This window comes from Micromonospora sp. NPDC049497 (assembly GCF_044465805.1).
In the GTDB taxonomy this organism is placed as follows: Bacteria; Actinomycetota; Actinomycetes; order Mycobacteriales; family Micromonosporaceae; genus Micromonospora.
In genome coordinates, this window is the sequence record NZ_JBITMC010000003.1 from 376351 (window position 1) to 397492 (window position 21142).

General features: G+C 73.2%; 19 protein-coding genes and 1 pseudogene. 9 read left to right on the forward strand and 11 right to left on the reverse strand.

Translation table 11 applies throughout. The features are described from left to right. Positions 1–13: 13 nt before the first annotated feature. Positions 14–1582 carry an LPXTG cell wall anchor domain-containing protein gene (locus tag ACIBR0_RS07350; protein ID WP_396713159.1) on the reverse strand — a complete coding sequence of 523 codons (1569 nt, stop codon included), beginning with the start codon at positions 1580–1582 and terminating at the stop codon, positions 14–16. A 236-nt stretch (positions 1583–1818) separates the two neighbouring features. On the opposite strand from ACIBR0_RS07350, the gene ACIBR0_RS07355 reads away from it, so the two are divergent. Further along, complete coding sequence (locus tag ACIBR0_RS07355; RefSeq protein WP_396713161.1) at positions 1819–2304, forward strand: SigE family RNA polymerase sigma factor; 486 nt, start codon at positions 1819–1821, stop codon at positions 2302–2304. Next, entirely contained in the window at positions 2301–3356 is a 1056-nt protein-coding gene (locus ACIBR0_RS07360) for an LCP family protein (protein ID WP_396713162.1), read from the forward strand. The genes ACIBR0_RS07355 and ACIBR0_RS07360 overlap by 4 nt, the downstream gene beginning before the upstream one ends. 10 nt (positions 3357–3366) lie before the next feature. On the opposite strand, the gene ACIBR0_RS07365 is transcribed toward ACIBR0_RS07360, so the two are convergent. Next, positions 3367–3579 carry a hypothetical protein gene (locus tag ACIBR0_RS07365; protein ID WP_396713164.1) on the reverse strand — a complete coding sequence of 71 codons (213 nt, stop codon included), beginning with the start codon at positions 3577–3579 and terminating at the stop codon, positions 3367–3369. Positions 3580–3959: 380 nt separating this feature from the next. Here ACIBR0_RS07365 and fbaA point away from each other — a divergent pair, with 380 nt between their 5' ends. Then, positions 3960–4982 carry a class II fructose-bisphosphate aldolase gene (gene fbaA, locus ACIBR0_RS07370; protein ID WP_357028928.1) on the forward strand — a complete coding sequence of 341 codons (1023 nt, stop codon included), beginning with the start codon at positions 3960–3962 and terminating at the stop codon, positions 4980–4982. 61 nt (positions 4983–5043) lie between these two features. Here fbaA and ACIBR0_RS07375 read toward each other — a convergent pair whose 3' ends face one another. Next, positions 5044–6291, reverse strand: coding sequence for an LOG family protein (locus tag ACIBR0_RS07375; protein WP_396713167.1), 1248 nt, complete (start codon positions 6289–6291; stop codon positions 5044–5046). A 262-nt stretch (positions 6292–6553) separates the two neighbouring features. On the opposite strand from ACIBR0_RS07375, the gene ACIBR0_RS07380 reads away from it, so the two are divergent. Next, the gene (locus tag ACIBR0_RS07380; RefSeq protein WP_357028934.1) at positions 6554–6982 is read left to right on the forward strand and encodes a DUF3151 domain-containing protein; all 429 of its coding nucleotides are present in this window, start codon (positions 6554–6556) and stop codon (positions 6980–6982) included. A 56-nt stretch (positions 6983–7038) separates the two neighbouring features. Here the strand turns inward: ACIBR0_RS07380 and ACIBR0_RS07385 are convergent, their stop codons facing one another. Continuing rightward, positions 7039–8820, reverse strand: coding sequence for a chromosome partitioning protein (locus ACIBR0_RS07385; RefSeq protein ID WP_396713278.1), 1782 nt, complete (start codon positions 8818–8820; stop codon positions 7039–7041). Positions 8821–9111: 291 nt separating this feature from the next. After that, positions 9112–10122, reverse strand: a complete 1011-nt coding sequence (locus tag ACIBR0_RS07390; RefSeq protein ID WP_396713169.1) for a hypothetical protein — start codon at positions 10120–10122, stop codon at positions 9112–9114. 122 nt (positions 10123–10244) lie between these two features. On the opposite strand from ACIBR0_RS07390, the gene ACIBR0_RS07395 reads away from it, so the two are divergent. From ACIBR0_RS07395 to purD, 4 genes and pseudogenes are all read left to right on the forward strand, one after another. After that, a complete protein-coding gene (locus ACIBR0_RS07395; protein ID WP_357040463.1) occupies positions 10245–11534 on the forward strand; it encodes an adenylosuccinate synthase in 1290 nt (429 codons plus the stop codon). Between the two features lie 198 nt (positions 11535–11732). Next, a pseudogene (locus ACIBR0_RS07400) lies at positions 11733–11873 on the forward strand (type IV toxin-antitoxin system AbiEi family antitoxin domain-containing protein); the annotation flags it as partial. A gap of 69 nt (positions 11874–11942) precedes the next feature. After that, positions 11943–12668, forward strand: coding sequence for a hypothetical protein (locus ACIBR0_RS07405; RefSeq protein WP_396713279.1), 726 nt, complete (start codon positions 11943–11945; stop codon positions 12666–12668). Between the two features lie 100 nt (positions 12669–12768). After that, positions 12769–14019, forward strand: coding sequence for a phosphoribosylamine--glycine ligase (purD, locus tag ACIBR0_RS07410; protein WP_396713171.1), 1251 nt, complete (start codon positions 12769–12771; stop codon positions 14017–14019). 21 nt (positions 14020–14040) lie between these two features. Here the strand turns inward: purD and ACIBR0_RS07415 are convergent, their stop codons facing one another. From ACIBR0_RS07415 to ACIBR0_RS07430, 4 genes are all read right to left on the reverse strand, one after another. Further along, on the reverse strand, positions 14041–15366 hold the full coding sequence (locus tag ACIBR0_RS07415; protein WP_396713173.1) for an MFS transporter: 1326 nt from the start codon (positions 15364–15366) through the stop codon (positions 14041–14043). Between the two features lie 42 nt (positions 15367–15408). Further along, the gene (locus tag ACIBR0_RS07420) at positions 15409–16971 is read right to left on the reverse strand and encodes an AMP-binding protein (RefSeq protein WP_357030938.1); all 1563 of its coding nucleotides are present in this window, start codon (positions 16969–16971) and stop codon (positions 15409–15411) included. 199 nt (positions 16972–17170) lie between these two features. Next, positions 17171–18385, reverse strand: coding sequence for an acyl-CoA dehydrogenase family protein (locus ACIBR0_RS07425; protein ID WP_357030935.1), 1215 nt, complete (start codon positions 18383–18385; stop codon positions 17171–17173). A gap of 1 nt (position 18386) precedes the next feature. Beyond that, entirely contained in the window at positions 18387–18839 is a 453-nt protein-coding gene (locus tag ACIBR0_RS07430) for an SCP2 sterol-binding domain-containing protein (RefSeq protein ID WP_396713176.1), read from the reverse strand. Positions 18840–18909: 70 nt separating this feature from the next. Here ACIBR0_RS07430 and ACIBR0_RS07435 point away from each other — a divergent pair, with 70 nt between their 5' ends. Continuing rightward, positions 18910–19548, forward strand: a complete 639-nt coding sequence (locus tag ACIBR0_RS07435; protein ID WP_357030929.1) for a TetR/AcrR family transcriptional regulator — start codon at positions 18910–18912, stop codon at positions 19546–19548. 47 nt (positions 19549–19595) lie between these two features. On the opposite strand, the gene ACIBR0_RS07440 is transcribed toward ACIBR0_RS07435, so the two are convergent. Further along, entirely contained in the window at positions 19596–20213 is a 618-nt protein-coding gene (locus ACIBR0_RS07440; RefSeq protein WP_396713178.1) for a DedA family protein, read from the reverse strand. Between the two features lie 74 nt (positions 20214–20287). Continuing rightward, positions 20288–21115: a MaoC/PaaZ C-terminal domain-containing protein gene (locus ACIBR0_RS07445; protein WP_357030947.1), complete on the reverse strand. Its 828-nt coding sequence runs from the start codon at positions 21113–21115 to the stop codon at positions 20288–20290. Positions 21116–21142: the final 27 nt, after the last annotated feature.

Here is a 21142-nt window from a genome sequence, read left to right on the forward strand (position 1 = left end):
TGGTGCGGGTGGATCAGGCCACGAAGCGGGTCCGGCGGCGGCGGGCCACCACGAAGCCGGCGCCACCGGCGGCGAGGAGGACGGCACCGAGGCCGGCGACCAGGGCGCTGTTGGCGCCGGTGATGGGCAGCGAACCGCCGCCACCCTGACCACCGTCGCCGTTGCCGGTCGCGTTGACCAGGATCTTGGCGATGTCGTTGGCCGGCTTCAGGTCCTGGTAGAAGCCGCCGTCGCACTGGCACGGCACGTTGATCTTCACGGTGCCGGCCGAATTGGCGATGACCTCGTCGATCCGGAAGCCGAACTCGAAGGTCTCCTGGTCACCGGCCTTCAGGAAGGAGGTGGTGTAGCAGCGGTACTGGCGGGCACCCGGCTCGCCCGGCTCGCCCCACTCCTCACCCTTGACGGGGAAGCAGGACTCCGGAACCGCGATCGCGGTCGTGCCCTTGGGCACCTCCACCACCATGTGGGTGACCGAGGAACCGCTGCGGGTGGCGTCCAGCGTGGCCGGACCGTTGTTGCGGAAGCCGATCGTCGCGTCGACCTCGGCACCCTTGCCGCCGGCCAGCTTGGCGCCGACCGCCTCCAGGTCGGTGCTGTTCTTGCCGGTGACCTTGACCTCGAGGTGCGAGTGGTTGTTCTCCGGCTGCGTGTCGGCCTGGGACCCCTGGGCGCTGATCCGGGCGCTGGCGGCGCTGGCGGCCAGGTTCAGCTCGTCGCCGGTGCCCGGCGTGCCGATCGTGATGTCGAGCGTGTCCAGGTACGCCTGGAAGTCCTCGAACTCGGCCGGCGTCATCCAGATGATCTCGCCCCACTCGGTGCCGGGCGCGAAGGTGTCCTTGCCCAGCGCGTACGCGAGCGTCGCGGCGCCGCCGGTACCCGGGGCGAGGGCCTCGTCGAAGCGGCACGTGCGCAGCTCGTCGCCGACGTAGGTGCAGTTGCTGTGCTTCTTGGTCGCCCGGATGCCGTGGTCGTTGTAGAAGACGACCGCAGCGCCCTTGGCGGTCGTCTCACCGACGTTCCGCACGGCCAGAGGCGCGGTGAACGTGGCACCGGGGGCGGCGGAGCGGACGGTCTCCGGGCCCGCGGCCAGGTCGACGCCCTCGCCGACGCGGACCCGCGACTCGTAGCTGACCGGGTCGAAGCCCTTGGCGCTGGCGCTGACCTTCAGCGCGCCCTCGTCACCGTCCACAGCGTCCGCCGTCGGTGCGATGACCACCTGGAAGAGGCCGTTCAGGCCCCACTCGTCCTCGATGCCCGCCTCGAACGGCAGGGTGCAGAGCAGGACGTTCTCCTCCGGGGTGGTGCACTCGGAGGAGTCCTCCTCCTTGACCGTCACCTTGCCGGCGAGCGCGGTGAAGTCGTACCGGATGGTCAGGTCCTGTAGGACGACCGGGCCGGAGCTGTACACGGTGGGGTACTCGACCTTGCCCGTCGTATCGGCCGCGATGGTCACGTCGCGGAGGTAGACGGCGAGTTCGACGTCGTTTTCCTCGGCGGCGGCGGGACCGGCGGAGGCGGCGACGAGCGCGCCTACGACGCCGAGCCCGGCGAGCCAACGCCGGGTGGAGTGCGTGAGCATGTTGGGGGGTCCTCCGGTAGGGGGATGCCAGGGATGGCCAGCGGATCTTAAGAAAGACCAAAGGTTCCGCGCCGCCCCGCGCCGCCTCGCCGGGGAAAAGACCAGCCGAAAGGTTGACCCGCGGCGACACGGCATGACCGTGCGGTCGCGCTCGGTCAGGATCTTCGATCTCGATCAGGAGTGCAACGATCCGGACGCCCGTACCCGTCATGGGTGGCAGGAGCCCAGGAGGTGCGGTGACGTACGAGGAGTTCGTCGACGCTCGGTTGGCCGCGTTGCTGCGGTACGCGGTGATGCTGACCGGCGATCCACACCAGGCGCAGGACCTGGTGCAGGAGACCATGGTGCGCGTCCAGCTCAACTGGCGGCGGGTGGCCCGGGCCGACTCGCCCGAGCGGTACGTCCGCCGCATGTTGACGAACCAGTTCGTCGACTGGCGGCGCGGCTCGTGGGTGCGGCGGGTGCTGCTGCGCGGTGCGCCGGACGAGGCCGTGGCGGCGCCGGCCGACCACGCTCAGCACGCGGTGGACCGGGACCAGGTGTGGTCCTGGCTGGCCGGGTTGCCTCGCCGGCAACGCGCCACCCTGGTGCTGCGCTACTACGAGGACCTGCCGGACGCGGAGATCGCCGAGATCCTCGGCTGCGCCGTCGGCACCGTCCGCTCCTGCATCTCCCGCGCCCTGACCACCTTGCGCACCGAGTACGCGGAGGCCCGCCCATGACCGAGGACGACCTGCGTGCCGCCTTCGCGCGGCACGAGCCCCTGACCCCGCCGACCGGCCCCGTGCGTGCGGCGATCGACCGCCTGGCGGCCCGTCGTCGCCGCCGGCGCCAGCGGCTGCGGGTCGGCGCGGCGGCGGTCGCGCTGGTCGGTGTGCTGGGTGTCGGCGCACCGCAGTTCCGGTCCGGCCAGACCGCGGTCGACGACGGCACCACCCTGATGGCCGACCCGAGTGGTGCACCGGTCGGTACGCTGAACGTGCTGCTGGTCGGGGTGGACTCCGCGTCCGGCTCCCGGCCGCCACTGGCCGACTCGGTGCTTCTCCTGCACGTGCCGGCCGACCGCAGCCGCCCGTACCTGATTTCGCTGCCCCGCGACCTGGCGGTGCCGATTCCGGGACACGGCACCGACAAGCTCAACGCCGCCTTCGCATTCGGCGCCGGCGACGGCCGGCCCGACCTGGCGAACGGGTACGACCTGGTCCGCCGGACCGTCGCCGACCTGACCGGCGTACGGATCGACGCCGGCGTGGTCCTGACCTACCCGGTGCTGCGGAAGCTGACCGACGCGGTGGACGGCGTGGAGGTCTGCCTGCCGGAACGGGTGCGGTCGGTCCACACCCGACGGATCTTCCCCGCCGGCTGCCACCGGCTGGACGGCGCGGAGTCCGTGGACCTGCTGCGGCAGCGTCGCGGGCTGCCCGACGACGCCCTAAATCGGGACCGCAACGCCCACCGGTACGCGGCCGGGCTGGTCCGGCGGGCGGGTGAGCAGGGTGTGCTGACCGATCCGGTCCGGATGTCCCGCCTCCTCGGACTGGTCGGGCCGGAGCTGACCGTGTCGTGGTCCGGGAGGGCCGGCCTCCCGGACCTGCTGCGGGTGGTGCCCGCCCTGGAGTCGACCGAGCCGGTCGGGCTCGACCTCCCGGCCGGAGGGACCGGCCGCTACCTCACCCTCGATCCGGCGGCCACGCCGTTCCTCGCGGCACTGCGCGAGGACCGGCTGGACGGCTGGGTCGCGGCCAACCCTGCGCGGGTCACCCGCCTGCGCTGAGTCGGCCGCCTCAGCGGTAGTCGTCCTCGTCGGCGGCGACCACCCGGGCCTGTTCCATCGCGTCCCAGTCGCCGACCTCCAGGCCGCGGTGCGGCTCGGCGTCGGCGTCGCCGGGGTCGATGGAGGCGGCCTGCTCGACCGCGTCGGCCGGCTCCGCCTCCATGTCGCGCTCCTCGGGGCTGAGGTGGTGGCTGGGAGCGAAGTCCTCGTCGGGCTGACCCATCGGTCCCTCCCGTGATCTCGGCGGACGGTTCCCACCCACCGTACGGTCTGCGCTCCCGCAGCGCTGGTCGACCACGCACGCCCCCGCGGTGGCCGAGTCGACCGAATTGCCCCTCCGGGTGCCGTCCCCGGTGCCAGGATGGGGCGGTGAGCCGCCCTGTGGGGCGCCATCGTGATGACCGTCGCGACCTGGCTGATCAGCGTCGTCGTACCGGACAGTCCGGAGCGTCGGTGCGGCCGACCGGTGGACGCCCGCCGGGGTGGTTGTGCCCGGCGCCACCTTCTACGGGATACTGCCGACGGTGGACAGCGCGGTCCGGCGCACCCATGGACAACAGCGGCCGGTGACGGCCGAGAGCGGCAAGTAAGGAGCACTCGACTATGCCCATCGCATCCCCCGAGGCCTACGCGGAGATGCTGGACCGCGCCAAGGCCGGCCGGTACGCGTACCCCGCGATCAACGTGACGTCCTCGCAGACCCTCAACGCCGCGCTGAAGGGCTTCGCTGACGCGGAGAGCGACGGCATCATCCAGGTCTCCACCGGTGGTGCCGAGTACCTGTCCGGCCCCTCGGTGAAGGACATGGTCACCGGCGCGGTGGCGTTCGCCGCGTACGCGCACGAGGTGGCCAAGAAGTACCCGGTCAACATCGCGCTGCACACCGACCACTGCCCGAAGGACAAGCTGGACAAGTTCGTCCGGCCGCTCCTGCAGATCTCCAAGGAGCGGGTGGCCGCCGGCCAGGAGCCGCTGTTCCAGTCGCACATGTGGGACGGCTCGGCCGTGCCGGTGGCGGAGAACCTGCAGATCGCGGCCGAGCTGCTCGACCGTGCCGCCGAGGCCAAGATCGTCCTTGAGATCGAGGTCGGCGTCGTCGGTGGCGAGGAGGACGGCGTCGAGAACGCCATCAACGACAAGCTCTACACCACCGTCGAGGACGGCCTGGCCATGGTCGAGGCCCTCGGCCTGGGCGAGAAGGGCCGCTACATGGCGGCGCTGACCTTCGGCAACGTGCACGGCGTCTACAAGCCGGGCAACGTCAAGCTGCGCCCGGAGATCCTCAACCAGATCCAGGAGGCGGTGGGCGCCAAGTACGGCAAGGACAAGCCGCTGAGCCTGGTCTTCCACGGCGGCTCCGGCTCGCTGCTGTCGGAGATCCGCGAGGCACTGGACTACGGCGTGGTGAAGATGAACATCGACACCGACACCCAGTACACCTTCACCCGGCCGGTGGCGGACCACATGTTCCGCAACTACGACGGCGTGCTGAAGGTCGACGGCGAGGTCGGCAACAAGAAGATGTACGACCCCCGCGTCTGGGGCAAGGCCGCCGAGGCCGGCATGGCCGCGCGGGTCGCCGAGGCCTGCGAGCACCTGCGCTCCACCGGCACCACCATGAAGTGACGACCGCCTGACGGTCCGACGGCCGGCTCCCCGCACGGGGGGCCGGCCGTCGCGGTTCCTCTCACACCCCGGTCAGGACGCGGACGGCCTCCCGGACGTCGTCGGTGAGGTGCACGGTCGAGGAGAGGTCGCCGAACGGCGACGCGGCCAGCAGCGGGCGCAGCAGCGCCTCCACCGGCAACTCCCGGGTCCAGTACGCGCGGTCCAGGAAGACGTACGCCCCGCTGGCGCCGTCGGTGCCGTAGTACGTCTTCGTGGTCGCCTGGAACACCTCCTGCACCGTGCCGGCCCGGCCGGGGGCGAAGACGATCCCGCCCCGGGCCAGCCGCAGGATGGTGTCCTCGCGGATGGCGTTCGAGAAGTACTTGGCGATCCGGCCGGCGAAGAGGTTCGCCGGCTCGTGCCCGTACAACCAGGTGGGGATGGCCAACCCGCCGGCGTGCGCCCAGTCCCGCCCGCCCGTGGCGAGGGCGGCCGAGTCGGCGTGGTGCCGGGACGCCGGGTCGCCGCCGTTGGGCGGCGGCGTCACCGAGCGGCCGTAGACCTCCCGTACCCGCAGCGCCGCCGCGGTGTAACGGTCGTGGTCGGTGAAGTCCGGTGCCTCGGCGAGCAGGTCGATCGCGGCGGTCAGGTCCGCGGCCGGCCGCAGCGACAGGTACGCGCCGAGGTTCGCCGCCTCCATCACCCCCGGCCCGCCACCGGTCACCACCAGCCGGTCGGCCCGGGCCAGTTCCCAGCCCAGCACGGCGGCCATCCGGTACGGCGCGCTGCCCCGCGGCACCGCGTGCCCGCCCATGATGCCCACCACCGACTGCGGACCGTGGGTGGCCAGCCAGGTGCGGGTGGCGTCGGCGAGGGCGTTGTCCACGCCGTGGTCGTGCAGCCGTTGACCGAGCGCCTCGCGGACGTCCGGCAGCGCCCCGCCGTGCGCCCGGAAGTGCTCGTAGACCCGGGTGTCGTACATGCCGGCGAAGCCCCCACCGGCGAACCCGTCGGCGAGGTCCTCGGGCGTGTACAGGTGGGACGGCTGGGTCGGGTACGGCAGCCCGGAGAAGGGCGGCACCACGTTCGCGCCGCGCCGCACCAGGTCGGCCCCCACGTCCCGGGAGGCGAACCGGCACCCGACGAAGAGCGTCCCGGTGACCGTGACGCCGGTGAGGTCGGGCGGGTCGAGGTCGAGCCGGAGGCCCTGCACGGTCAGCCCGGCCAGGTCGCCGGTGGCGAGGCGCCGGTCGAAGTCGGCGCGCGTCTCGACCTCGTCCGTGCAGACGTGCGGCTCGATGACGTCGATGGGTGGTGGGCTGGGCACGCGGTCATCCTGCCCGGCCGGGTCAACCCGCCAAACCTGCCCCCGCCCGGCCCGTGGAACCCGGAGACAGACAGGAGCCCGGCGGCCGAGGCCGCCGGGCTCCTGCTTGACCGGGTCCTGGGGAGGCTCCGGACCCATAGTTGTAATGGAAATCACGTGGCGGCGGCATGGGCCGCAGGCGTGACCAGTTCCTCAGCCTTTCAGCCAAGCGACTCCGCCAACCCCCTCGCGTGTCGCACCGCGAAGCGGGTTGAATGGGACGATGCAGAACCTGTTGCCGGAGCCACCGGCCACCCTCCTGCCCGCGCACGACGAGGCGGACGCCGCCCTGGCCGCCGCCGAGGAGAGCGGCAGCGACGAGGCGTTCGCCGAGGTGGCGGCCCACCATCCGACCTACAGCGCCGGCTGGGCCGCGCTGGCGGCCCGGGCGTTCGCCGCGGGCCAGGTCGTTCCGGCCTACGCGTACGCCCGCACCGGCTACCACCGGGGCCTGGACCAGCTGCGTCGCAGCGGCTGGAAGGGGCACGGCCCGGTGCCGTGGTCGCACGAGCCGAACCGGGGCTTCCTGCGCTGCCTCTACGTGCTGTCCCGGGCCGCCGACGAGATCGGCGAGGCGGACGAGGCGGCCCGCTGCGCCCAGTTCCTCCGCGACTGCGACCCGGCGGCGGCCGACGCCCTGGCCAGCAACTGACCCCGTCGTGACGGCCGGTCCGGCAGATCCGGGCCGGCCGTCACGCCGTCACCGCCTCACAGTCCCTCGGCCACCGCGGCGGCGATCTTCAACCAGGCGTCCCGGGTGGCCGACGAGAGCGCCCCGTAGCGAATCGGCTCGCCGCTGTCGATGAGCCTCTCGTACGGCGCCAGCAGCACCGCCCGGGTCCGCGCCGCGAAGTGCTCCTGGATCGCGGGAAGGTCGATCTCCTTGCGCGACGGCGGCATGGAGACCACGGTGACCGCCTGCCGGACCAGCCGCTGCCGGCCGCTCTGCTCCAGGTGGTCGAGCATCCGGGCAGCCGTCTCGGCCGAGTCGTTCCGGGCCGACATGGTCACCAGCAACTGGTCGGTGGCGTCCATCGCGGCCTGCCAGTTCTGCGCCCGGACGTTGTTGCCGGTGTCCACGAAGATCAGCTTGTAGAAGCGGCTGACCACCTCGCGGATCTCCGCGAACGCGGCGGCGGTGAGCATCTCGCCACCGGTCGCCGACTCGTCGGAGGCGAGGACGTCGAACATCCCCTCGCCCTGGGAGCGGACGTACTGCGACAGGTCGCCGACGCGCCCGTGCGCGCCGTGGAACTGGCCGAGGTCGCGCAGCATGTCCCGCACCGTGCGGGAGTGGAAGTCCTGCTGGGCGCGCATGCCGAGGGTGCCCTGGGTCTCGTTGTTGTCCCAGGCGAGCACGTAACCGCCGCGCTTCTGGCCGAACGTCATGGCCAGCAGCAGGATCGCCACGGTCTTGCCGGCGCCGCCCTTCGGGTTGACCACGGTCACCTGCCGCAGCCCGCCGAAGTTGCGGCGCACCATCTCGATGTCCCGCCGGAGTTCCTGCTCGTGCCGGCCCGGCGCCAGACGCAGCAGCCCGGTCTTGTTCACCATGGCGCGTACGCCCATGGTGGCGACCGGGTCGGCGGGCCGGACCTGGCGGCGGCGCGCGAAGTCCTCGGCGGTGGGCGGCGCGCCGACCTCCGGGCTCCAGGCCGGTTCCGGGTACGGGGGCTGCACGGGCGGCGCGCCCTCCATCGGCGGGTACTGCGGCGGGACCGGGCCGGACTGCGGGACGGCCCCCTGCTGCCACGGCGGCGGGTACCAGGCGGGCTGCGGCGGGAAGGGGCCCGGCGGCGCCGGGACGGGCGGCGTCACCGCCACCGGCTCGTACTGCTGCGGCGCGACCTGCGGCGGCGGGGGGATCTCCGTGGCGTGCGGCGTCGGCGTCTCGCCCCCGGCCTCGGGGACGGCCGGCGGCGTCACCACCGGCAGCGCCCCGGCCTGCGACGTCGCCCAGGGCGGCGCCGGCTCGCCGGTGGCGGGACGCTGCGGCGGTTGGGCCCACGGCGACTCCGTCGGCACCCGGCCCCCGTGCGCCGGCGGACCGTCGACCGGGTCCCCCGGCGCGTCGGCGCCGGCCACCGGCTCTCCGGTCGCGGGATCGACCGTGGCGTGCGGGTCGGGGATGCCGTCGCCGTCCGTCTGGTGCACCGGCACGGCCGTGGTGGCCTCGTGTACGGGCCCGACCCCCGAGGCGGACGACCCGTCGGCGTGGCGGGGGCTGTGCGGATCACCGGCCTGCGGGCCCGGATGGTGGACGGCGGTCGGGTCGGCGCCCGACGCGGCCGGCTGGTCGAGGCTGAACGGCATGTCGAGGTCGACCGGGGCGGTCGACCGGGGAGCCGGCACCGTGGGAGCTCCGTACGTCCCGGTGGCCGGTGGGAAACCGCTGCCGGCACCCCACTGGGGACCGGTCTGCGCCGGCGGGTGGCCGTGACCCGCCTCCGGCGTCGGCGACCAGCTTGTTCCGGCCGGCGGGCCGATCATCGCCCACCCGCCGGGTGCGGCCGCCCCGGTGCCGAGCGACGGGTAATCGGCGGGGGACGGCGGTCGACCGGGCTGTGGTGGGACCGGCGGTGGTCCGGCCGCCGGCGCCCAGGGGTGCGCGCCGGCCTGCTCCGTCGGCCAGAGTGGTTCGATGTCCCGCTCGGGCACCGGCTGCTGGCCGGGCACGTGCGTCCGGTCGGCGTTCTCGTCCACCACGGATCCTCCCCAGTCCTCCTGCCGAGGATAGGCCCCCGGCCGAGCCGGGGTTCGACGCCGCGACAGGGCGCCGGCTCAGGCCGTCCAGACCGCCCAGGCGCCCGGCTCGGTCCACCAGGACCGCTTGCGGCCCAGCTCGCCCTCCGCCCCGTCGTCCAGGAACGGCACCTTTCCCTCACGTGGCAGCACGGACACCGCGCGGCCCCGGGCCCGGCGCACCTCCAGGCCTACCCGCCGTCGGCCCCACCTCGAACGGGTCGTCACGGGGACGGCCACGGCGACGTCGACCAGCCCGTCCGTCGGGTCCGGCGTGCCGAGCAGCGCCACGTCGTCGAGGTGTGCGTACCCGCCGGCGTTGCCGATCGCGCACGCCACCAGGAGGTCGTGGCCGTCGGTGAGCACGGCGTCGTCCACCTCCACCCGGCCGCGCCAGTGCAGCGGCCGGCCGCCGTCGTCGGCCGCGCCGAGCAGCGCGCCGTCCAGGGTCACCGAGCCGCCGTCGTTGCGTAGCAGATCGAGCCGCCGGGCCGTGCCGTCCAGCACGGCGGTGGCCACCGCCGCCGGGTCGCGCGGCAGGCCGAGCTGCGCGGCCAGGTCGCGCTGCGTGGTGGACCGGGCCGGATCCAGCGGGAGTACGCCGATCGCCGGCAGGTCCGGCACCGTCCGGTTGCCGGCCAGGTCGTCCGGGCGGCGGCTGGGCGGCGGGGCGTACCGGCGGACGAGCCGGCGCACGACGGCGCGCAACTGGGCGTCACTGGCCGTGGCGACGACCAGGCGGGTCTTGGAGTCCGGATCCGGCCAGGTGAGGCCGTCGGGGCGCGGCGGACCGTCCAGTCGGGCCAGCACCTCGTCGATCTCCGCGTCCGAGCGGGCGGTCACCGTCTCGACCCGCGCACCCCGGGCGGTGAGCGCGTCCGCGCAGGCCAGCACCGGTACGCGGGGGGTCTCGCAGCGGTCCTCCGTCTTCGCGCCGCTGGCGTCGCCGGCCCGGTCGTCGGCGCCTCCGCAGCAGGCACCGCCGCTGCCGCAGCCCCCACCGGGAGCGTCCCGCTCCGAGCCCAGGGTGAGCAGCACCACGTCGAACACGAGGGAGCCTCCTACTTCTCGCGTGACCGCTGCCGGCCCCGCCCTCACTACTTGTTAGCCTGACACCCCGGGCTCGCCGACCGGTCGCCACCTGGCACCCGAGCCTTCTGGAGGCGGAAAAGATGCCAGCGATCGTGCTCCTCGGCGCTCAGTGGGGCGACGAGGGCAAGGGCAAGGTTACCGACCTGCTGGGTGAGCGGGTCGACTACGTCGTGCGCTACTCGGGCGGGAACAACGCCGGCCACACGGTGATCACGCCGGACGGCCAGAAGTACGCGCTGCACCTGATGCCGTCGGGTGCCCTCTCGCCGAGCGCGATGATCGTCATCGGCAACGGCGTGGTCGTGGACCCGAAGGTGCTGCTCACCGAGATCGACGGTCTCGCCGAGCGGGGCGTGGACGTCTCCCGGCTGCGGATCTCGGGTGACGCGCACCTGATCATGCCGCACCACCGGGCGCTGGACCGGGTGGTCGAGCGCTACCTCGGCTCGTCCCGGATCGGCACCACCGGCCGGGGCATCGGCCCCGCGTACGGCGACAAGGTCGCCCGCATGGGCATCCGCCTGCAGGACCTGCTGGACCCGGGCATCCTGCGCAAGAAGCTGGAGCTCGCGCTGCGCGAGAAGAACCAGCTCCTGTTCAAGATCTACAACCGCAAGGCGATCGACGTCGACGCGACGATCGAGGAGTACCTGGCGTACGCGGAACGGCTCCGGCCGTACATCGCGGAGACGCGGGTCATGCTCTGGGACGCACTGGACCGCGGCGAGACCGTGCTGCTGGAGGGCGCCCAGGCCACCATGCTCGACATGGACCACGGCACGTATCCCTTCGTGACCTCGTCCAACCCGACCGCCGGTGGGGCGTGTGTGGGCGCGGGCATCCCGCCGACCGCCATCACCAAGGTCATCGCGGTGAGCAAGGCGTACACCACGCGGGTCGGCTCCGGGCCGTTCCCGACGGAGCTGTTCGACGACAACGGGCAGCACCTGCGCAAGATCGGTCACGAGTACGGCACCACCACCGGCCGGGAGCGGCGCTGCGGCTGGTTCGACGCCGTCGTCGCCCGGTACGCCTGCCGCCTCAACGGCGTCACCGACCTGGTGGTCACCAAGCTCGACGTGCTCACCGGTCTGGCGAAGGTGCCGATCTGCGTCGGGTACGAGATCAACGGCGAGCGGGTCGACGACATGCCGATGACGCAGACCGACTTCCACCACGCCACGCCGATCTACGAAGAGCTGGACGGCTGGTGGGAGGACATCTCCAAGGCGAGAACCGAGGACGACCTCCCGGAGAACGCAAGGCGCTACATAGCCCGCCTGGAAGAACTCTGCGGCACCCGAATCAGCATCGTAGGAGTAGGCCCAGGCCGAGAAGAAAACGTAATCCGCCACCCCCTCCTCCCCTAACCCCCCCCACCCCCCCCCCCCCCCCCCCCCCCCCCCCCGCCCGCTTCCCGTTGATCAAGGGGTTTGCGTCAAGGATCGGAGCTGTTCCTGACCTAAACCCCTTGATCAACACGGCGGTCGAGTGGGGCGACAGCCGGTTGTCCACAGGTTTGTCCACAGGGGCTGCGAGGTGGGCGCGGGGGTGGCGATCGTGGCGCAGTGGAACGGATCGAGTTGCTTCGGCGCGTCGCGTCGGCACAGGACGGGATGGTCACGACGGAGCAGGCACTTCGTGTCGGCTTCACGCGAGACGACATCCGTCATCACTGCCGTGCCGGCCGCTGGGTGCGGCTGGCGCGTGGCTGTTTCCGGCCCTGGCCGTCCGAGGAGCGCGCGGCCGACCTGAGGCGTGCGCGGATCAGGGCAGCGGTGACCAGCCTGGGCGCGGATGCGTTCGCCGTTCTGGGGACGGCCGCGGAGCTGTACGGCCTCGCGGGCCTGGCGCCGACGTCCGAGATCCACATCTCGGTGCCGGTTGCCGCACCCCGCGCGCAGCGTTCGACCGATCCGCACCTCGTCGTCCATCAGTTGACCGTGCCGGTCGGCGACACCTGCCGGGTCGCCGGGATCGCCGCGACGACGCCGTTGCGAACGCTGGCCGACCTGATGCTGCGCGCTCATCGCTATCCGGCCGTCTCGCTGCTGGACTCGGCGCTCAACCGTGAGTTGATCACCGTGACGGAGTTGGCGGCCATACCCGCACTGATCAGGGGACGGCGGGGCGCGGTGGCGGCGCGTGGCTACCTGGCCGAGGCGGACGGGCGTGCGCAGTCCCCGCTGGAGACCCGCACCCGGCTGCGCTGCGTGGACGGCCGGGTCCCGCCGGACGTGCTGCAACTGGAGGTGCGGGACGACGACGGCTACCTGCTCGGCATCGGCGACCTGGGCTGGCGTGCGCCCAGTGTCATCGCCGAAGCGGACGGCCGCGGCCCGCACGGCACGCCGGAGGCGGCGTACGCCGACCGCCGCAGACAGAACCGCCTGGTCAACGCCGGCTGGACCGTCCTCCGCTTCACCTGGCAGGACACCCTCGACCCGCACTACATCCCGTGGACGGTCCGGCAGGCGCTCAACCGACCCCGACACTTGCGTTGATCAAGGGGTATGCGTCAGTAGTCAGCCCCGCACCTGGCGCAAATCCCTTGATCAACAGGGAGGGGGGTGGGGTCGGGGTGGGGGTCGGTAGGATGCCGGCGTGCGGGTACTTCTTGTGGGTGGTGGGGGGCGGGAGCATGCGCTCGCGCTCGGGCTTGCGGCCGATCCGTCGGTGACCGCAGTGGTTGCGGCGCCGGGGAATCCCGGGATCGCCGCGGTGGCCGAGGTGCGGGCCCTCGACGCGGTCGATCCTTCGGCTGTCGCCGCGCTGGCCGTGGACGTCCAGGCCGACCTGGTCGTGATCGGGCCGGAGGCGCCGCTCGTGGCGGGGGCCGCCGACGCGGTACGCGCCAAGGGTGTCCCGGTGTTCGGGCCGTCCGCCGAGGCCGCCCGGCTCGAGGGGTCGAAGACGTTCGCGAAGGACGTGATGACGGCCGCCGGTGTGCCGACCGCGCGGGCGTACACCTGCACCGCCCCGGAGAGCACCGCACGGGCGCTCGACGAGTTCGGCACGCCGTACGTGGTGAAGAACGACGGCCTCGCCGCCGGAAAGGGTGTCGTCGTCACCGACGACCGGGCGGCGGCGTTGGAGCACGCGCAGGAGTGCGGCCGGGTCGTCGTCGAGGAGTACCTGGCCGGCCCCGAGGTGTCGCTCTTCGTGGTCACCGACGGCGAGGCGGCGGTGCCGCTGCTGCCCGCGCAGGACTTCAAGCGGGTCGGCGACGGCGACAGCGGCCCGAACACCGGCGGCATGGGGGCGTACGCGCCGCTGCCGTGGGCGCCGCCCGGCCTCGTCGACGAGGTCATGCGTGACGTCGTCCACCCGACCCTGGCCGAGATGCGCCGCCGGGGCACCCCGTTCGCCGGCCTGCTCTACGTCGGTCTGGCGATCACCGCCGCCGGCCCCCGCGTGATCGAGTTCAACGCCCGCTTCGGCGACCCGGAGACGCAGGTCGTGCTGGCGTTGCTGGAGACACCGCTGGCCGGTCTGCTGCACGCCGCGGCCACCGGCACGCTGGCCGAGCACCCGCCGCTGCGCTGGCGGGACGGCGCCGCCGTCACCGTCGTGGTCGCCGCGGAGGGCTACCCGGCGGCTCCGCGTACCGGCGACGTCATCACCGGCGCGGACGCTCCCGGCGTCATCCACGCGGGCACCGTCCGCCGGGCCGCCGACGGCGCGTTGCTCTCCGCCGGGGGCCGCGTCCTCTGCGGTACGGCCACCGGCGCGGACCTGGCCGCCGCGCGGGACGCCGCCTACGAGGTGGTACGCGGCATCGGGCTGGCCGGCTCCCACCACCGCACCGACATCGCCGCCGCCGCGATCGGCGACCGGATCACGATTCCGGGCTGACCGCACGCCCGGGCTGACGCTCTACCCCTGACCCGGCGGGTCCCGGTGCGCAGACGGCGCCCACTGCTCACCGAGCGGCACCGGCCCTTCGGTTCGTCCCGAGGTCCCGCCCGGCGGGGCGGGCGGGTGCCGGGGTGGCTCGTCCAGGGCCCGCAGGACGGGCAGCGGCGCGGCCACCACGGCGGCGACCAGCAACGCCCCGGCCAGCACCAGGAAGGCCGTCCGCAGGCCCAGCCCCTCGACCAACGGCCCGGCGAGCAGGTAGCCCGCCGGGCCGGCGGCGTACGCGAAGGACGTCATCACCCCGACGACCCGCCCACGGAGGTGTTCCGGCGTGCGGGTCTGCATCGCGTAGTTGGACAGCGGGTTCACCGGCCCGTACGCGAGCCCGACCAGGACGGCGAAGCCGAGCAGGACCGGGTACGGCGGCAGGAACGCCAGGCCGAGCAGCGCCACGCCGGTGACCACCAGGGCGACCGCCATCAGGGTGCGGCGGCGGACCAGCCGGCCGGCGGCGGACGAGCCGAGCGCGCCCAGCACCGCACCGGCGCTCATGGCCATCAGGACGGCGCCGAGCCGGGCGGGCTCTCCCTGCGCGACGAACCAGGCGGGCAGCAGCACTCCCTCGACCGGCAGGTAGAGCGCGACCAGCACCATCGTGATCAGGGCGATCGTGCGGAGCAGTCGGTCCCGCCAGACGAAGCGCAGCCCTTCCAGCGTGCCCCGCCACAGGCCGCTCGGCGGGCGCTCCGGTCGGCCGGCGCCGGGTAGGCGGACGGCCGCTATCAGCAGTACCGAGACCGCGAAGCCGGCGGCGGTGACCCAGAACGTCGGACCGGGCCCCACGGTGGCGATGAGCAGGCCGCCGACGCCCGGCCCGATCAGGAAGGCGAGGCCGAAGATCGCCTCGTGCACCCCGTTGGCGCGTTCGATGCGCCAGCCGGCGGCGTGTGCGGCGGCGGGGAGCAGCGTCTCGCGGGCGGTCAGGCCGGCCGGGTCGAAGACCGCGCCGAGGACGGCGAGCGCCACGATCCAGCCGAGGTTCAGCCCGAGCGTGGCGTCGACCAGGGGGATCGCGGCGACCGAGGCCGCCGACAGGGCGTCGGAGACCATCGCCGTCCGACGTCGGCCGAGCAGGTCGACCACCGTGCCGGAGACGAGGCTGGACAGCAGCAGCGGCAACCCGCCGGCCGCCGCGACGACGCCCGCCGCGGTGGCGCTGCCGGTCCGCTCCAGCACCAGCCACGGCAGGGCCACGACGGCCACGCCGTTGCCGGTGGCCGAGAGCAGCGTCGCCGCCTCCACCAACAACAACGGGGTACGGCGGCGGTGTCCGGTGTCGACCATGGCGAAGATCAGCTTAGGTGGTCCGGTCGGGACGTGTGCCGGTCAGCCGTAGTAGCGGCGCAGCTCGCGGGTGAGGACCTTGCCGGTGGCGTTGCGGGGCAGGTACTTCACGAAGACGACGTCCCGGGGCACGGAGAACCGGGCCAGGTAGTGCCGGACGTACTCGCGGACCGCCTCCTCGTCGAGGGTCTCGCCGGGGCGCAGGGCGAGGAAGGCGGCCAGGCGCTGCCCGTACTCGGGGTCCGGCACACCGATCACGGCCGCCTCGCGTACCTGGGGCAGCCCGGCGAGCAGGTTCTCCACCTCGGACGGGAAGACGTTCTCTCCACCGGAGACGATCATGTCGTCGGCGCGGCCGTCGACGAAGAGCAGTCCGTCCGGGTTCATCCGGCCCAGGTCGCCGGTGTCCAGCAGGCCGTCGCGGCGTTCCCGGCCGTCGCCGGAGGTGTAGCCCTCGAAGAGCATCTCGTTGCCGACGAAGATCCGCCCGACCCGCCCGGCGGCCACCGGCCGGCCGTCGTCGTCGAGGATCGCCAGGCGGGTCCCGTGCGGCGGTCGGCCGGCGGTGGTGGGCGCGGTCCGCAGGTCGGCCGGGGAGGCGATGGAGGCCCAGGAGACCTCCGTGGAGCCGTACAGGTTGTAGAGCACGTCACCGTACGTGTCCATGAAGGCCGGTGCCAGGCCGCCGGGCAGCGCGGAGCCGCTCACCGCGACCACCTTCAGCGGCGGTCGTGGGTCGGGTGCCGGCTCCTCCAGCAGTCGTTGCAGCATCACGGGTACGGCGAACAGCGCGTCGCAGCCCTGCGTCACGAGGGCGGCGACGGTGGCGGCCGGGTCGAAACGGCGGTGCAGCACGATCGTGGCGCGCAGCGCGAAGCACACCTGGAGAGCGGCGTAGCCCCAGGTGTGGAAGAGCGGCGCGGCGATCATCACCCGGTCCCGGGCGTGCAGGGGGATGCGGTCGATGATGGACACCAGCGGGCCGAACCCGTTGGGGGTGGGCCGGCGGGCGCCCTTGGGTGTGCCGGTGGTGCCGGAGGTCAGCACGATGATCCGGCCGTCGCGTTCCGGCGGGCGCAGTTCGCCCGGCAGGGCTCCGGCGACCAGCTCCTCGCGGGCCTGCTCGTCGAGGCGGTGCAGGTCGGCGGGCAGGCCGGTGACCCGGTCGGCGAACTCGGTGTCGTGCACGAGCACCCGGAGGCGCTGCTCCTCGGCCACCGTGGCCAGTTGCGCGGCGGACAGACCGGTGTTGACCAGCACCGCGTCCGCGCCGAGCAGGGTACCGGCGACCACCGTCTCGACCAGGCCGTGGTGGTTGCGGCAGAGCACACCGATCCGGTCGCCGACCCGGACACCGAGCGCGGTCCGCAGTGACCGGGCGAGCCGTTCGGCCCGGTCCAGCAGCTGGGCGTACGTGAGCTCGTGCCCCTGCTCGTCGACGATCGCCACCCGGTCGGGGTCGCGGGCGGCGGCCTGCCGCAGCTCGCCCGCGAGGCTCCATCCCCACCGGCGGAGCGCGCCGAGCTGGGAGGCGATGCGGACGGGACGGCCCGGTGCGAGCAGGCCGCGCCGGGTGAGGGTGGCGACGACGAACGGCAGGTCCATGTCGCGGGCCTCCTTCCGCGCGGTACCGGAGAGGGCCGATCGAGGGGCCCTTCGTGAGACTTCTTCTCGATCATGCACCTCGCGGAGGCGTGCCGCCCAGCAGCCGTTCGGCCCGAGTCCACCTGTCGGACACGTACGGGAAACGCGGCCGCCATGAGAGAGGCGATCCGGCGCGCCCGCCGGAGGACCGGCGGGCGCGTCAGCGGATCTGGACGCCCGAGATGGCGCGGGAGATGACCAGGCGCTGGATCTCCGAGGTGCCCTCGAAGATGGTGTAGATCTTCGCGTCCCGGTACCACCGCTCGACCGGGTGGTCGCGGAGGAAGCCGGCTCCGCCGAGCAGCTGCACGGCCTTCTCGGTGACGGAGACCGCCACCTCGCCGGCCTTCAGCTTCGACATGGAGCCCTCGCCGGCGGTGAACGGCCGGTTGTTGCGGCCCATCCATGAGGCCCGCCACACCAGCAGCCGTGCGGCGTCGATCTCCGTCTTCATGTCGGCCAGCGCGAAGGCGACCGCCTGGTTGGCGATGATGGGCCGTCCGAACTGGACGCGGTCCTTCGCGTAGTCCAGGGCGTACTCGTAGGCGGCCCGGGCCACCCCGAGTGCCTGCGCCCCGACGGTCGGGCGGGACAGCTCGAAGGTGCGCATCGCGGCCTGGCCGGAGGCGCGCTGCCCGGAGCGGGCCCGGGCCAGTCGCTCGTCCAGTGCCTCCTTGCCGCCGAGCAGGCAGCGCCCGGGTACGCGTACGTCGTCGAGGAACACGTCGGCGGTGTGCGACGCGCGTAGGCCGAGCTTGCGCAGCTTGCGGGTCGCGGTCAACCCGGCGGTCCCCGGCGGTACGACGAAGGCCGCCTGTCCGCGTGAGCCCAGCGACGGGTCGACGGAGGCGGTGACCACGTGCACGCCGGCGATGCCGCCGTTGGTGGCGTACGCCTTCTGGCCGCTCAGCACCCACTCGTCGGTGGCCTCGTCGTGGACGGCCCGGGTGCGCATGGCGCCCACGTCGGAGCCGGCCTCGGGTTCGCTGGTGCAGAAGGCGGCGACGGCGGGCTTGTCGACGTCACCGAAGCACTGCGGCACCCATTCGACCATCTGGTCCGGCGTGCCCGCACCGTAGATGGCGGCGACGGCGAGCGAGGTGCCGAAGATGGACAGGCCGATGCCCGCGTCACCCCAGAAGAGCTCCTCGCTGGCGATCGGCAGGGAGAGCCCGGTGGGGTCGGCCCAGCAGGTGGCGAGGAACTCGAAGCCGTAGAGGCCGACCTTGGCCGCCTCCTGGATCACCGGCCACGGAGTCTCCTCCCGCGCGTCCCACTCGGCCGCGGCCGGGCGCACGACCTCGGCGGCGAAGCCGTGCACCCAGTCGCGCAGATCCCGCTGTTCCTCGTTCAGGTCGAGCGAGAACTCGGCCATGTCAGGCCTTGGGGATGTCGAACAGGTTGGCGATGTTGGCGGCCAGGCCCAGGTCGCCCTTGGCCTTGAGCTTGCCGGTCATGAACATCATCACCGGGTTGGCGCCACCGGAGACGATCTTCAGGAACTCGACCGGGCCCATGGTGAGGCTGAGCTTCGGGTCGCGGGTGGCGCCCTCGTTCACCGTGCAGGCGCCGTTCTCGATGACGACCTCGTAGGTGTCGGTGCCACCGTCGGGGCGACCGGTGATGTTCCAGTGAATGACGGCGTTGGTCGAGCCGGCCCGGTCGGCGCGGAACAGCTGCGGCATCCGGCCGAAGACCTCGCTGAGGATCTTGCCGCGCTGCTCACCGGACATCACCTCGGCGATCTTGTCGTCGGGGGTGGACTTGACCAGCTGCGCGAACTCCTTGGGGCCGACGTTGGCGAAGTTGGCCGGGTCGAAGTCAGTCATGGTGGTGCACCTTCCGGGGGATTTGGCTACTCGTGCGTAACCTTACGCACGAGTAGGTATGCTCGCAAGGGTGTCCAGCGCACCCACCTTCCGCCGCCTCCCGAGGGCCGTCCGCGAGCAGCAGATGCTCGACGCGGCGGTCAAGGTCTTCTCCCGACGCGGCTACCACGCGGCCAGCATGGACGAGATCGCCGACGATGCCGGCATCTCCAAGCCGATGGTCTACGCGTACCTGGGCACGAAGGAGGAGCTGTTCGTCGCGTGCCTGCACCGCGAGGGCACCCGGATGATGCAGGCCATCGCCGGGGCGGCGGCCCCCGAGCTGCCCGCCGACGAACGCCTCTGGCGTGGCCTGCGGGCGTTCTTCGGTGTCGTCGGGGCACACCGGGACGGCTGGGCGGTCCTCTACCGGCAGGCCCGGGGCGAGCAGCCGTTCGCCGGGGAGATCGCCACGATGCGCGCCCGCCTCGTCGAGGTGGTCGCCGGGATGCTCGACCACGCCCTGCGCGCCGAGGGGCGCGAGGTGGGCGAGACCGACCTGGAGGTCGTCGCGTACGCGTTGGTGGGCGCGACCGAGTCGCTGGCCGACTGGCTTGCCGACCACCCGGAGGCCGACCCGGAGAAGACGGCCACCCGGATGATGAACGCCGCCTGGCTCGGCGCCGGACAGCTCCTGCACGGCGCCACCTGGCGCCCGCCCTCGGCGTGAAAGGAAGGGCCCCCTGTTAACGCCTCCGGTAGAGGAAGGGTCCCCTCTTAACGCGAGGCGGCGGCCCGGCGCTTCGCGCGGACGCGCAGCCAGCGGGCCGCCTCGATCAGGAGCGTGAACGCCACCGACAGGCCCACCCCGGCCAGGATGCCCCGCAGCGGGTCACGCTCGAAGGCCAGCCCCCCGAAGTACCCGAGCAGCCCGCAGTAGAGCGCCCAGCTCACGGCCGCGATCGTGTCGAAGAGCAGGAAGGCCCGCCGGGGATATCGAACGGCGCCCATGGTCAGGGTGACCGCCGTCCGGCCGCCGGGGACGTACCGGGCGGTGGTCAGGATCAGCCCGCCGCGCCGGTCCACCGCCCGGCGGGCCCACTCCGAGCCGGCCCGCCGCCGGCTCTCCGCGGGCAGGCGGGCCAGCCGGTGCGCGCCACCGCCGCGACCGATCGCGTACGAGACGTGGTCCCCGGCGAGCGCGCCGAACGCCGCGGCGGCGATCACCACCGCCAGGTCGGGGTTTCCGCCGGTGGCGAGGACGGAGGCCGTGATCACCGCCGCCTCGCCCGGCACCATCGGGAAGAACGCGTCGACCGCGGTGAGCCCGAAGATCAGCAGGTACACCCACGGTGAGGCGACCGTCTGTCGGAGCAGGTCGAGCGTGGACTCCATGCTCCTCATGCTCCGGTCCGCGATGTTAAGAAGGGGCCCTTCCTCGACAAAAGGCGTTAGCGGGGGGCCCTTCCTTACACCTCGCGCACCGTGCCGGACAGGTGCGGGCGGCCCCGGGAGTCGTGCAGGGCGAAGTCCCAGGCGGGGGTCGCGCTGAACGCCACCGTGCTCGGCAGCGGCACCGGCAACTTGAACGCCACGTCGACCGTGTACGCGTCGGGCAGCCGGTTCTCCAGCGCCGCCAGGCAGCGGGCCTTGCTCCACATCCCGTGTGCGATGGGTCGGGGGAAGCCGAGCAGTCGGGCCCCCAGCCGGGAGGTGTGGATGGGGTTGTGGTCGCCGGAGACGCGGGCGTAGTCGGTGCCGACGCGGGGCTCGACCCGCCACCGGGCCGAGGCGGCCGGCGGTGCGGGCCGGTCACTCTTCTCGCGCCGCTCGCCGCCGCCCGGTGAGCGCTCCTTGCCGAGGTACGTCGACACGCCGCGCCACACCTCCTCCCCGGCGACCGAGCCGACCAGCACCACGTCGATCTGCCGGCCCCGGTCGTGCGGGCGCAGGTTCTCCGCGTACGTGCGGAAGTCGATCGTCTCGTCGGCCCCGATCGGGCGGTGCACGGTGATCCTGTTGCCCACGTGCACCACGGCGGTCAGGGCGATCGGGAACTCCGGTGCGGTCATCAGCCGCAGCGACAGCGGGAAGCCCATGATGTGTGGGTAGGTCGCCGGCAGCCGGTCGGAGAGGCGGAACCCGCAGACCCGGTCGTAGTCGGCCAGGTGCGCCCGGTCGACGGTGACTCCGGAGGTCGCCAGCTCCACCGAGGGGGGCTCGGCTGCCCGCTGCCCCCCGAAGCCGGGCACCGCGCCGAGCAGCGCGCGCCGGTACAGCGGTCCGGACGCCGGCATCCCGGGCAGGTCGAGGCGGGTCCGGAG